This is a genomic window from Citrobacter sp. Cpo061 (genome assembly GCF_030332845.1).
Classification (GTDB): domain Bacteria; phylum Pseudomonadota; class Gammaproteobacteria; order Enterobacterales; family Enterobacteriaceae; genus Citrobacter; species Citrobacter portucalensis.
Window position 1 is genome coordinate 379,507 of sequence record NZ_JAOWHB010000034.1, and the last position, 12,552, is coordinate 392,058.

Here is a 12,552-nt window from a genome sequence, read left to right on the forward strand (position 1 = left end):
TTAACACGAAGTCACCGCAACAGCGGGTATGAGTTACGAAAGCTTGCAATTCTATCCGTAGCCACCGCCGTTGTCTTTAAGATTCAGGAGCGTAGTGCATGGAGTTCAGTGTAAAAAGCGGTAGCCCGGAGAAACAGCGGAGTGCGTGCATCGTCGTGGGTGTCTTTGAACCACGCCGCCTCTCTCCGATTGCAGAGCAGCTCGACAAGATCAGCGACGGGTACATCAGCGCACTGCTGCGTCGCGGCGAACTGGAAGGCAAACCGGGTCAAACCCTGTTGCTGCACCATGTTCCTAACGTTCTGTCTGAGCGAATTCTCCTTATTGGGTGTGGCAAAGAGCGCGAACTTGATGAGCGCCAGTACAAGCAAGTCATTCAGAAAACCATCAATACCCTGAATGATACAGGCTCAATGGAAGCCGTCTGCTTTCTGACTGAGCTGCACGTCAAAGGGCGCAATAACTACTGGAAAGTGCGTCAGGCCGTTGAGACGGCACAGGAAACGCTGTACAGCTTTGATCAGTTGAAGACCAACAAAAGCGAGCCACGTCGCCCGCTGCGTAAAATGGTCTTTAACGTGCCGACCCGCCGCGAACTGACCAGCGGTGAGCGTGCGATCCAACACGGTCTGGCGATCGCCGCCGGCATTAAAGCGGCAAAAGATCTTGGCAACATGCCGCCGAACATCTGTAACGCCGCCTACCTGGCCTCTCAGGCGCGCCAGCTGGCAGACAGCTACAGCAAAAATGTTGTGACCCGAGTGATCGGCGAGCAGCAGATGAAAGAGCTGGGCATGCACTCTTATCTGGCCGTCGGTCACGGCTCGCAGAACGAGTCGCTGATGTCGGTCATCGAGTACAAAGGCAATCCGTCCGAAGACGCGCGTCCGATTGTGCTGGTCGGTAAAGGGTTAACCTTTGACTCCGGCGGTATCTCCATCAAACCTGCCGAAGGCATGGATGAGATGAAGTACGACATGTGCGGCGCAGCAGCGGTATACGGCGTGATGCGCATGGTGGCCGAGCTTCAGCTCCCCATCAACGTTGTCGGCGTGCTGGCGGGCTGTGAAAACATGCCGGGTGGCCGTGCGTATCGCCCAGGCGACGTGCTGACCACGATGTCTGGACAGACCGTTGAAGTGCTCAATACGGATGCCGAAGGCCGTCTGGTGCTGTGCGACGTGTTAACCTACGTCGAGCGCTTTGAGCCAGAAGCAGTGATTGACGTCGCAACCCTGACCGGCGCGTGCGTGATTGCGCTGGGCCATCACATCACTGGCCTGATGTCTAACCACAACCCGCTGGCGCATGAGCTGATCGGTGCGTCCGAGCAGGCTGGTGACCGCGCATGGCGTTTGCCGCTGGGTGATGAATACCAGGAGCAGTTAGAGTCCAACTTTGCGGATATGGCGAACATCGGCGGACGTCCTGGCGGTGCCATTACCGCGGGCTGCTTCCTGTCACGCTTTACCCGTAAGTACAACTGGGCGCACCTGGATATCGCCGGTACCGCATGGCGTTCAGGGAAAGCCAAAGGCGCAACCGGTCGTCCGGTCGCGTTGCTGTCGCAGTTCCTGCTCAATCGTGCCGGTTTTAACGGCGAAGAGTGATGTAAAACGCCGGGTGCGCCTTACCCGGCCTACAACATCACTCAACCGTAGGCCGGGTAAGCGTAGCGCCACCCGGCTTTGCATTTAAATCCACAACAAGAAGCCCCATATCATGAGAAACGCAACGTTCTATATTCTGGACAATGCCAACACCGTCGATGGCTTAAGCGCCGTTGAACAACTGGTGTGTGAAATTGCCGCAGAACGTTGGCGTGCTGGCAAGCGCGTGCTGATCGCCTGTGAAAATGAAAAGCAGGCTCTTCGACTGGATGAAGCCCTGTGGGCGAGACCGGCAGAAAGTTTTGTTCCGCACAATCTGGCGGGAGAAGGCCCCAGAGGTGGCGCGCCGGTAGAGATTGCCTGGCCGGAGAAACGCAATAGCAGCCCGCGCGACCTGCTCATCAGTTTGCGCGTTGGCTTTGCAGATTTTGCCACCGCTTTCACAGAAGTGATAGACTTCGTTCCTTACGAAGATTCTTTGAAACAATCGGCACGCGATCGCTACAAAGCTTACCGCGTGGCTGGTTTTAACCTGAATACGGCAACCTGGAAATAATGGAAAAGACATACAACCCACAAGATATCGAACAGCCGCTTTACGAGCACTGGGAAAAGCAGGGCTATTTCAAACCTAACGGCGATGAAAGCAAAGAGTCCTTCTGCATCATGATCCCGCCGCCGAACGTCACCGGCAGTTTGCATATGGGTCATGCTTTCCAGCAAACCATCATGGATACCATGATTCGCTACCAGCGCATGCAGGGTAAAAACACCCTGTGGCAGGCCGGTACCGACCACGCGGGTATCGCTACCCAGATGGTGGTTGAGCGTAAGATTGCCGCTGAAGAAGGTAAAACCCGTCACGACTACGGTCGCGAAGCGTTTATCGACAAAATTTGGCAGTGGAAAGCGGAATCCGGCGGCACCATTACCCGTCAGATGCGCCGTCTCGGCAACTCCGTTGACTGGGAGCGCGAGCGCTTCACTATGGACGAAGGTCTTTCCAATGCCGTGAAAGAAGTCTTTGTTCGCCTGTACAAAGAAGATCTGATCTACCGTGGCAAGCGTCTGGTCAACTGGGACCCGAAACTGCGCACCGCTATTTCTGATCTGGAAGTGGAAAACCGCGAGTCTAAAGGCTCCATGTGGCACATCCGCTATCCGCTGGCTGACGGCGCGAAAACCGCAGACGGTAAAGATTACCTGGTCGTCGCCACCACCCGTCCGGAAACCGTACTGGGTGATACCGGCGTAGCCGTTAACCCGGAAGATCCGCGCTACAAAGATCTGATCGGCAAATTCGTTGTCCTGCCGCTGGTTAACCGTCGCATTCCGATCGTCGGCGATGAACACGCCGACATGGAAAAAGGCACCGGCTGCGTGAAGATCACCCCGGCGCACGACTTTAACGACTACGAAGTCGGGAAACGTCACGGCCTGCCGATGATCAACATTCTGACCTTTGACGGCGACATCCGCGAAACCGCGGAAGTGTACGACACCAAAGGCGAAGAGTCCGACGTTTACTCCAATGAAATCCCGGCTGAGTTCCAGAAGCTGGAACGTTTTGCTGCGCGTAAAGCGGTGGTTGCCGCCGTTGATGCGCTGGGCCTGCTGGAAGAAATTAAACCGCACGACCTGACCGTACCTTACGGCGACCGTGGAGGCGTGGTTATCGAACCGATGCTGACCGACCAGTGGTACGTCCGTGCCGACGTGTTGGCAAAACCGGCGGTTGAAGCGGTTGAGAATGGCGACATCCAGTTCGTACCGAAGCAGTACGAAAACATGTACTTCTCCTGGATGCGCGATATTCAGGACTGGTGTATTTCCCGTCAGCTGTGGTGGGGTCACCGTATCCCGGCATGGTATGACAACGACGGCAACGTCTACGTTGGCCGTACCGAAGACGAAGTGCGTCAGGAAAACAACCTCGGCGCCGACGTTGCGCTGCGCCAGGACGAAGACGTTCTCGATACCTGGTTCTCTTCTGCACTGTGGACCTTCTCTACGCTGGGCTGGCCGGAAAACACCGATGCGCTGCGTCAGTTCCACCCAACCAGCGTGATGGTTTCCGGCTTCGACATTATCTTCTTCTGGATTGCCCGCATGATCATGATGACCATGCACTTCATCAAAGATGAAAACGGCAAGCCGCAGGTTCCGTTCAAGACCGTCTACATGACCGGTCTTATCCGTGACGACGAAGGCCAGAAGATGTCCAAATCCAAGGGCAACGTGATTGACCCGCTGGATATGGTCGACGGTATATCTCTGGCAGAACTGCTGGAGAAACGTACCGGCAACATGATGCAGCCGCAGCTGGCTGAGAAAATTGCCAAGCGTACCGAGAAGCAGTTCCCGGACGGCATCGAGCCGCACGGCACCGACGCCCTGCGTTTCACCCTGGCAGCGCTGGCCTCTACCGGTCGCGATATCAACTGGGACATGAAGCGTCTGGAAGGTTACCGTAACTTCTGTAACAAGCTGTGGAACGCCAGCCGCTTCGTGCTGATGAACACCGAAGATCAGGATTGCGGCTTCAACGGCGGCGAAATGACCCTGTCTCTGGCGGACCGCTGGATCCTCGCTGAATTCAACCAGACCATCAAAGCGTACCGCGAAGCGCTGGATAACTTCCGCTTCGATATCGCCGCGGGCATTCTGTACGAGTTCACCTGGAACCAGTTCTGCGACTGGTATCTGGAGCTGACCAAGCCGGTCATGAACGGTGGTTCCGAATCTGAACTGCGCGGCACTCGCAATACGCTGGTTACCGTGCTGGAAGGTCTGCTGCGCCTGGCGCACCCAATCATTCCGTTCATCACCGAGACCATCTGGCAGCGCGTGAAAGTGATTTGTGGCAACACTGCAGATACCATCATGCTGCAGCCGTTCCCGGAATATAACGCAGCGCAGGTTGATGAAGCCGCGCTGGCCGATACCGAATGGCTGAAGCAGGCGATCGTCGCCGTACGTAACATCCGTGCGGAAATGAACATCGCCCCGGGCAAACCGCTGGAGCTGCTGCTGCGTGGTTGCAGCGCTGATGCGATGCGTCGCGTGAACGACAACCGCAGCTTCCTGCTGAACCTGGCACGTCTGGAAAGCATTACCGTGCTGCCAGCCGATGACAAAGGTCCGGTCTCCGTGACCAAAATCATCGACGGCGCCGAACTGCTGATCCCGATGGCTGGCCTCATCAACAAAGAAGATGAGCTGGCACGTCTGGCGAAAGAAGTGGCGAAAATCGAAGGCGAGATTGCCCGTATCGAAGGCAAACTTTCCAACGAAGGTTTCGTTGCCCGCGCACCGGAAGCAGTCATCGCCAAAGAGCGTGAGAAGCTGGATGGTTACGCAGAAGCTAAAGCGAAGCTGATTGAACAGCAGGCGGTCATCGCCGCGCTGTAATTGCCTATGCCGGATAGCGCTGCGCTTATCCGGCAAACGGGCACCGTCATCGTAGGTCGGATAAGCGTAGCGCATCCGACACCACAGACGATAAAGCCTCTGACGCATATGCTCAGAGGCTTTTTATTGAATTATCCTCGCTTGCGCTTCCCCTCACCGCAGTGGTATTAACTGCATATGTCTCACTTTTATGTCATGAGTTCGCTATGAGTGCCATTACCTCCGTCGCGGCAACGCTGCGCCGAATTTCTGCCGATGATAACGCCGCAATTGCCCGCGTTATCCGCAAAGTTTCCGCTGAATACGGGCTTACCGCCGATAAGGGGTATACCGTTGCCGACCCTAATCTGGACGAACTGTTCCAGGTTTACAGCCAGCCGGGCGCGGCCTACTGGGTGGTTGAGCAAAATGGTGAAGTCGTGGGCGGTGGCGGTGTTGCACCATTAGGATGTAGTGAACCGGACATTTGCGAGCTGCAAAAGATGTACTTCCTGTCGAGCGCGCGCGGTCAGGGGCTGGCGAAAAAACTGGCGCTGATGGCGCTCGAACATGCCCGCGAGCAGGGTTTTAAACAGTGCTATCTGGAGACCACAGCGTTTCTGACTGAGGCAATCCGCCTGTATGAGCATTTAGGCTTTGAGCATATCAGCGAAGCGCTGGGCTGTACCGGGCACGTGGATTGTGAAGTGCGGATGTTAAAGCCCCTCTGACCTTACGCCGAGAGGCTTTAGCCACGTTACTGCATCTCGGCTGAGAGCATCAGTCGAATAACGCCAGCCGCGCGAGCGGTTGGCAGCTTCAGCACCTGTGACCAGAGATCCTGCACTATCTCACAGGCAATCTTCTCTTTGCCGATCGCTTTAGTCGGATCGGCCATGATCTGAATATCCGGCCCATAGCGCTGTACTAGCCCAGGGCTTATTGCTTGCAGATCCTGCAACGCCAGCTGTTTCTCTTCTGCCGTGACCGTATGTTTGTTCGGACCATAGGCAGCACGCATCATACTCATATCACTCGCCATACGACGGTTCATGATCTCATGCGGAACCAGACGTGCCGGGTTAATCCCCCCTTTCACTGCCGGAAACAGAAAGCGGAAGCATTCGTCATCACCGATTTTGGCCACAGCAGCGATCTGCTCAAGGTTAATTTTCATATATTCAATGACATTGGCATCTGGCGCCTGCTGCAATCTTGCCATTTGCAACTGAAGAATTTGCGGCTGTATCGCGTCGATAACCTGCTGTTCGCTACTCCCTGCTTTCTTCATCTGCGCAGCCTGGCTGATAATTTTTTGTGTCAGCTCAGGTTCCTGCTCCTTAATCACCTGAAACGCCGGATTGGAGAGCATCGCCTTTTCAAACTGCTGCTCTTCGGTCAGACCATAATCCGGGCTTTCGCGTGGGATCAGGTAGTGCACATCAAACAGATTCCACGCGATAACCGCCACCACAAAGACCACCGCGCCGGAGATCTTGCCCAGCCAACCTTTTTTGCGAAACATGCCGACGACGATAGCAATCACCGCCCCGATATAACCTGCCAACAAAACGTGTGCCCAGTTCATTAACCATCCTTATGCCAAATCATCTCTGTTACGGGGATATATTTCCCCTTCGTGTGTTTTGATTATTACGGCAGCAGCGAGCGATTTCCAGCCACCAGATTTTGCTAACAGAAAGAGGAAGGATTAATCCGCGCGGCGATGGACACCGCGCGTCAAAGAAAGGAATTAAGCTGGCACACCACTGTGGAAGCGGAATTCATCGTCAGGAGAGGTGATCAACGCGGCTTCTACTTCGCCAAAAAACCGCACCCGGCTACTGATATCATCGGCTGAAACCTGCTGCGCCAGCGCCAGGTAATCCTGATAGTGCCGCGCCTCGGATCGCAGTAGCGACAGATAAAACGCCTGCAAATCGTCATCCAGATACGGTGCCAACGCGGCGAACCGTTCACAGGAACGCGCCTCAATATAAGCCCCGCAAATCAGTTTATCGATTAACGTCAGCGGCTCGTGGGTGCGTACCTCTTTGAGCATGCCTTTAGCGTAACGGCTGGCGGTAATCTTAATATAGGGAATGTTGCGGCTCATCATCGCCTCACGCACCTGCCAGAAGTGATGCAGCTCTTCTTTGATCAGCAAAACCATGCTGTCGATAAGCTTGCGTCCCCACGGGTCGTCGGTTTGCGGCATCACGCTTTTGCTTATCTGTTTATTCAGCGCGATAAAATCCGGCTCATCCCCTTCTCTGAAAGCAAACGCTTCATAGGGTTTCAGCCAGTCCAGCAGCGCCTGCGATCCCTGTTTATCTGCGACATACTTACGCACCAGCAGCATCGCCGTTTGCGCCGCTTTCAGCTCACAGACGAGGTGATCGGTCAATAACAGTGGGAGATTCGCCGGGTCTCGCGCTTTATCAAGCCAGGCCTGGGGCGTTTTACAGTACAGGAAGTTGTGGATCGGGGAGAGTATTTGCAGGTAATCCATACATTGTCCTTGGCCTGCGGCAGCCTGGGCTACCGCAGGTCAGTTGATGACTTAGTGACGCACGCCGTCATCATCTTCGTCGACGAGGTCTTCATCGTCGCCGTCTTCACCTTCTTCACCGTTCGGGTCTTCAAAATAGGTGCCCCAACCGTCGTATTCCACATCGTATTTTTCAGCCAGGTTCATCAGCTGCTCAACCTGAGCATCGATCAACTCCGCATTCAGTGCACATTCGCTCAGAATGTCACAGCAAATAACCGTGTCGCCTTCTTCCACTTCCAGCTCTTCCGGCTCGGTCACTTCATAACCCAGCTTGAAGGCTTCTACTGCCGCTTTTTCCAGGGTTTCGAAGTCATCCGCGGAAAGGTGATGCTCGATGGTGTACAGCGCGTCTGGATCGCTGCCATCTTCGAGTAACTCTTCAATAATCAAGCGTGTTTCTTCACGCTGTTCTTCCAGTAGTTCCGGGTTTGCCATGGCTCGTTCCTCATAATGTCCTGCCGATACTCTTATTGTCACATACCGCTGTCATTGCCTCCACCTTTCCAGGAAAGATTTGTTAAACAAGGTTGCAAATGAATAAACATCCATATAAATTGAATTTTAATTCAATAAATGGCCTAAGCCATGTGAGGGAACCATGTCTGCGTTTTATCAGAAACATTTTTTGAAACTGCTTGATTTCACCTCTGCTGAACTCACGTCACTGCTTCAGCTCGCCGCACAGCTGAAGGCGGAAAAGAAAAACGGCACTGAAGTCGCAAAGCTCACCGGTAAAAACATCGCGCTCATCTTCGAAAAAGACTCAACCCGTACCCGTTGCTCTTTCGAAGTTGCCGCATACGATCAGGGCGCGCGCGTGACATACCTCGGGCCAAGCGGCAGCCAGATTGGCCATAAAGAGTCGATCAAAGACACCGCCCGCGTGCTCGGCCGCATGTACGACGGTATTCAGTATCGGGGCCACGGTCAGGAGATTGTCGAGACGCTGGCGGAATATGCCGGAGTTCCGGTGTGGAACGGATTAACCAACGAGTTTCATCCCACCCAGCTGCTGGCGGATCTGTTAACTATGCAGGAACACCTGCCGGGTAAAGCGTTTAATGAGATGACGCTGGTCTACACCGGTGATGCCCGCAACAATATGGGCAATTCCATGCTGGAAGCCGCCGCGTTAACCGGGCTGGATCTGCGTCTGGTCGCACCGCAAGCCTGCTGGCCGGAAGAAAGTCTGGTTGCGGAGTGCAAAGCGGTGGCACAGAAAAACGGCGGCAATATTACGCTGACCGAAGATGTCGCCACGGGCGTGAAAGGCGCGGACTTCATCTATACCGACGTCTGGGTATCAATGGGCGAGGCAAAAGAGAAGTGGGCCGAACGTATTGCGCTGCTGCGTAAGTACCAGGTTAATAGCGCGATGATGGCGTTGACCGGCAATCCGCAGGTGAAATTCCTGCACTGCTTGCCCGCGTTTCATGACGATCAAACCACGCTTGGCAAACAAATGGCACAGGAATATGGTCTGCACGGTGGAATGGAAGTGACCGATGAGGTCTTTGAATCCCCCGCCAGTATCGTATTTGATCAGGCAGAAAACCGGATGCACACCATCAAAGCGGTGATGGTGGCGACGCTGGCGAAGTAAGAGCATGGATGAAAAGAATGCCGGATGGCGATGCTAAGCATCTTATCCGGCCTACAACCGCGCTCCCGTAGGCCGGGCAAGGCGAAGCCGCCCCCCCGGCAAATACGCTTATGCCACCCGCATTTTCACCACGGCTTTGCGTACCAGCGCTGGTGCACCGACCGCGCACAGCGGTTTATGCACTTCGCCCGGATAGAACACAACGAAATCACCTTCGTTCAGCACCACCGTTTTTTCCTGTACTCCTTCCGGCAGGAAAGCGATATCTTTATCCGCCAGCCAGTCAGTTTCCGGCGCGCCCGCAGGCTGCGTGCTGAAGGTCATGCCTTCCTGACCTTTGAGCAGAATCTGAATATCCAGATAGCGCGCGTGATATTCAGCGCGGCGCTGTGCAAACGGCTCCGTCATATCTTCAGCAATCAGATAAAACAGGCGATCGCCGTCGATGTCGTGCTTACCTTTTTCCGTCTCATCCGTCACATGCGCTTTAATGTGTTCAATCGCCTGACGCAGCTCTTCCGGCAGCCAGGCATCCAGGTTGTGAATATTGCCGACAATCATCTTAAACCCCTTAATTAAAACATCGTTTCATTTTAGTTGTTATACGAAAAAACGGTCTGCCATACTACTGCTATTTGCCGATATTTTGCGTCAACGCATGTTTATCTCATTGTTGCTGTTTGGCATTCAGGGTGAATGAATATTCATGAGAATCGTTTGCGATGAATAATTTGTGCATTTTTCGCTTGATCCCATAACGGAGCTGAGTATAATCGCGGACAATTTGCCGGGAGGATGTATGGTTCAGTGTGTACGACATTTTGTCTTACCGCGTCTGAAAAAGGACGCTGGCCTGCCGTTTTTCTTTCCGTTGATCACCCATTCCGAGCCCCTCAATTGAGGGGCTTTTTTTTTGCCCAGGCGTCAGGAGATAAACATGGCTAACCCGCTCTATCAAAAACACATCATTTCCATAAACGACCTCAGCCGCGATGACCTCAATCTGGTCCTCGCAACAGCGGCGAAATTAAAAGCTAACCCACAGCCGGAGCTGTTAAAGCATAAGGTTATCGCCAGCTGCTTCTTTGAAGCCTCAACCCGCACCCGTTTATCCTTTGAAACCTCCATGCATCGCCTGGGCGCCAGCGTGGTGGGTTTCTCTGACAGCAGCAATACCTCTCTGGGCAAAAAAGGTGAAACGCTGGCCGACACTATTTCCGTCATCAGCACCTATGTCGACGCCATCGTAATGCGCCATCCGCAGGAAGGCGCCGCGCGTCTGGCTACGGAGTTCTCCGGTAACGTTCCGGTACTGAACGCAGGCGACGGCTCCAACCAACATCCCACCCAAACGCTGCTGGATCTGTTCACCATTCAGGAAACTCAGGGTCGCCTGGACAATCTGCACATCGCCATGGTGGGTGACCTGAAATATGGCCGCACCGTCCATTCCCTGACCCAGGCGCTGGCGAAGTTCGAAGGTAACCGTTTCTACTTCATCGCCCCGGACGCGTTGGCGATGCCGCAATACATTCTGGATATGTTGAATGAAAAAGGTATCGCCTGGAGCCTCCACGGCACTATTGAAGAGGTGATGGCGGAGGTCGATATCCTCTATATGACCCGCGTACAAAAAGAGCGTCTGGACCCGTCCGAATACGCCAACGTGAAAGCGCAGTTTGTTCTGCGCGCCAGCGATCTGAACGGCGCCAGAGCAAACATGAAGGTACTGCATCCGCTGCCGCGTATCGATGAGATCACCACCGACGTCGACAAGACGCCGCACGCCTGGTATTTCCAGCAGGCTGGCAACGGCATCTTCGCCCGCCAGGCGTTACTGGCACTGGTACTGAATAACGAACTGGCACTGTAAGGGAGAAAAAGAGATGACACACGATAACAAACTGCAGGTTGAAGCCATCAAACGTGGCACCGTGATTGACCATATTCCCGCACAGGTTGGTTTTAAGCTGCTGACGCTGTTCAAACTGACGGAAACCGACCAGCGTATCACCATCGGTCTGAACCTGCCGTCAGGCGAGATGGGCCGTAAGGACCTGATTAAAATTGAAAACACTTTCCTGACCGACGAGCAGGTAAACCAGCTCTCCCTGTACGCCCCGCAGGCAACGGTAAACCGCATTGACGATTACGACGTGGTGGGTAAATCTCGTCCGAGCCTGCCTGAGCGTATCGACAATGTACTGGTTTGCCCGAACAGCAACTGTATCAGCCATGCTGAGCCGGTTTCCTCCAGTTTTGCAGTGAAAAAGCGTGCTGATGACATCGCACTCAAATGCAAATACTGTGAAAAAGAGTTTTCGCATTATGTGGTGCTGGCCAACTAATTGGGGTTGGTTATGAGATCCCGGCTCCCTATAATGAGCGGGAACATTCTACTACCGCTGTAATTCAGGAGAAATCATGAGCAAGACTATCGCGACGGAAAATGCACCAGCAGCAATCGGCCCATACGTTCAGGGCGTTGATCTGGGTAGCATGGTAATCACTTCCGGTCAGATCCCGGTCGATCCGAAAACCGGTGCCGTAGCGGAAGACGTGTCCGCTCAGGCACGTCAGTCGCTGGAAAACGTAAAAGCTATCGTTGAAGCAGCAGGCCTGAAAGTGGGCGACATCGTAAAAACGACCGTCTTCGTAAAAGACCTGAACGATTTCGCAACTGTAAACGCGACCTACGAAGCGTTCTTCACCGAACACAACGCGACCTTCCCTGCGCGTTCTTGCGTAGAAGTTGCCCGTCTGCCGAAAGACGTGAAAATCGAGATTGAAGCGATCGCCGTTCGTCGCTGATTTCTAGCGCAAAGATAATCCAGGCGACGTTCTGGATTATCTCAAGGTTGACCGCGCCATGGAGGGCCGGTAATGACAAAAGCTCGTTTTACCGCAGAACAAATCGCCGATTTTCTTCAGCAGTCTAAAAACGGCGTATCCAATAAGGTATTATGTGAAAAATACGAATTTAGCGTCAGCACGCTCCGTCGCTGGCAGGAGCAGCACGCCGAAGGCATCCGCCGTGAGTTAAAACAATTAGAATCGACGGGCGCAATCGTATTCTTGTTCTTTTTCATTTCGGCCACATTACTCGCCATTATGTTCTCTAAATCCCTCTCCGCATGTGTGATGTTCTTTTTCCTCGCGTACTGCGTTGGCTACATCCGTCAATTTCGCAAGATATCTGCAAAACACATCCAAGAAGAAAATATCTTTCTCGCCCGCTCCGGACGTGGAGCGAGAAATGCGTTTTATCATTTCAGTTGGGCCTACATTGCTCTTTTTGTCTTTGCCGTTGGGTATATAATTGTGCGCATGGTCTGAAAGATTATCGGCCTGGCGAAGCATAGTTTGTAGGCCCGGTAAGCGTAAGAGCCACCGGG

The 12,552-nt window shown here is 53.8% G+C and carries 15 protein-coding genes; 11 read left to right on the top strand and 4 right to left on the bottom strand.

Annotation, left to right across the window (positions count from 1 at the left end; genetic code table 11):
• Positions 1 to 98 precede the first annotated feature (98 nt).
• The 4 genes from pepA to OGX97_RS05365 all read left to right on the top strand — a co-directional run bounded on the left by pepA (position 99) and on the right by OGX97_RS05365 (position 5,731).
• The gene (pepA, locus tag OGX97_RS05350; protein ID WP_003025870.1) at positions 99 to 1,610 is read left to right on the top strand and encodes a leucyl aminopeptidase; all 1,512 of its coding nucleotides are present in this window, start codon (positions 99 to 101) and stop codon (positions 1,608 to 1,610) included.
• A gap of 112 nt (positions 1,611 to 1,722) precedes the next feature.
• Positions 1,723 to 2,166 carry a DNA polymerase III subunit chi gene (holC, locus tag OGX97_RS05355; protein ID WP_279850988.1) on the top strand — a complete coding sequence of 148 codons (444 nt, stop codon included), beginning with the start codon at positions 1,723 to 1,725 and terminating at the stop codon, positions 2,164 to 2,166.
• Positions 2,166 to 5,021: a valine--tRNA ligase gene (locus OGX97_RS05360; protein WP_008786064.1), complete on the top strand. Its 2,856-nt coding sequence runs from the start codon at positions 2,166 to 2,168 to the stop codon at positions 5,019 to 5,021. Before holC ends, OGX97_RS05360 begins: the two co-directional genes overlap by 1 nt.
• A gap of 206 nt (positions 5,022 to 5,227) precedes the next feature.
• Positions 5,228 to 5,731 (top strand): GNAT family N-acetyltransferase, encoded by a 504-nt coding sequence (locus OGX97_RS05365; RefSeq protein ID WP_003025856.1) that lies wholly within the window; start codon positions 5,228 to 5,230, stop codon positions 5,729 to 5,731.
• Positions 5,732 to 5,757: 26 nt separating this feature from the next.
• Here the strand turns inward: OGX97_RS05365 and OGX97_RS05370 are convergent, their stop codons facing one another.
• The 3 genes from OGX97_RS05370 to rraB all read right to left on the bottom strand — a co-directional run bounded on the left by OGX97_RS05370 (position 5,758) and on the right by rraB (position 7,989).
• Positions 5,758 to 6,588, bottom strand: coding sequence for a topoisomerase II (locus OGX97_RS05370; protein WP_235125641.1), 831 nt, complete (start codon positions 6,586 to 6,588; stop codon positions 5,758 to 5,760).
• A 165-nt stretch (positions 6,589 to 6,753) separates the two neighbouring features.
• Positions 6,754 to 7,512: a tRNA isopentenyl-2-thiomethyl-A-37 hydroxylase MiaE gene (miaE, locus tag OGX97_RS05375; RefSeq protein WP_279850987.1), complete on the bottom strand. Its 759-nt coding sequence runs from the start codon at positions 7,510 to 7,512 to the stop codon at positions 6,754 to 6,756.
• A gap of 51 nt (positions 7,513 to 7,563) precedes the next feature.
• A complete protein-coding gene (gene rraB / locus OGX97_RS05380; RefSeq protein ID WP_003025845.1) occupies positions 7,564 to 7,989 on the bottom strand; it encodes a ribonuclease E inhibitor RraB in 426 nt (141 codons plus the stop codon).
• A 98-nt stretch (positions 7,990 to 8,087) separates the two neighbouring features.
• On the opposite strand from rraB, the gene argL reads away from it, so the two are divergent.
• On the top strand, positions 8,088 to 8,183 hold the full coding sequence (gene argL, locus OGX97_RS23270; protein WP_370867251.1) for a putative translational regulatory protein ArgL: 96 nt from the start codon (positions 8,088 to 8,090) through the stop codon (positions 8,181 to 8,183).
• Entirely contained in the window at positions 8,153 to 9,157 is a 1,005-nt protein-coding gene (gene argF, locus OGX97_RS05385; protein ID WP_279850986.1) for an ornithine carbamoyltransferase, read from the top strand. Before argL ends, argF begins: the two co-directional genes overlap by 31 nt.
• A gap of 108 nt (positions 9,158 to 9,265) precedes the next feature.
• Here the strand turns inward: argF and OGX97_RS05390 are convergent, their stop codons facing one another.
• Positions 9,266 to 9,718 (bottom strand): YhcH/YjgK/YiaL family protein, encoded by a 453-nt coding sequence (locus tag OGX97_RS05390; protein WP_048215052.1) that lies wholly within the window; start codon positions 9,716 to 9,718, stop codon positions 9,266 to 9,268.
• Between the two features lie 238 nt (positions 9,719 to 9,956).
• On the opposite strand from OGX97_RS05390, the gene pyrL reads away from it, so the two are divergent.
• The 5 genes from pyrL (at position 9,957) to OGX97_RS05415 (ending at position 12,493) form a co-directional block, all read left to right on the top strand.
• Positions 9,957 to 10,058: a pyr operon leader peptide gene (gene pyrL / locus OGX97_RS05395; protein ID WP_003025819.1), complete on the top strand. Its 102-nt coding sequence runs from the start codon at positions 9,957 to 9,959 to the stop codon at positions 10,056 to 10,058.
• A gap of 36 nt (positions 10,059 to 10,094) precedes the next feature.
• Complete coding sequence (pyrB, locus tag OGX97_RS05400; protein ID WP_008786058.1) at positions 10,095 to 11,030, top strand: aspartate carbamoyltransferase; 936 nt, start codon at positions 10,095 to 10,097, stop codon at positions 11,028 to 11,030.
• Between the two features lie 13 nt (positions 11,031 to 11,043).
• Positions 11,044 to 11,505, top strand: coding sequence for an aspartate carbamoyltransferase regulatory subunit (gene pyrI, locus OGX97_RS05405; RefSeq protein WP_003025816.1), 462 nt, complete (start codon positions 11,044 to 11,046; stop codon positions 11,503 to 11,505).
• A gap of 76 nt (positions 11,506 to 11,581) precedes the next feature.
• Complete coding sequence (gene ridA / locus OGX97_RS05410; protein ID WP_000047544.1) at positions 11,582 to 11,968, top strand: 2-iminobutanoate/2-iminopropanoate deaminase; 387 nt, start codon at positions 11,582 to 11,584, stop codon at positions 11,966 to 11,968.
• Positions 11,969 to 12,040: 72 nt separating this feature from the next.
• Positions 12,041 to 12,493 (top strand): transposase, encoded by a 453-nt coding sequence (locus OGX97_RS05415; protein WP_008786057.1) that lies wholly within the window; start codon positions 12,041 to 12,043, stop codon positions 12,491 to 12,493.
• Positions 12,494 to 12,552: the final 59 nt, after the last annotated feature.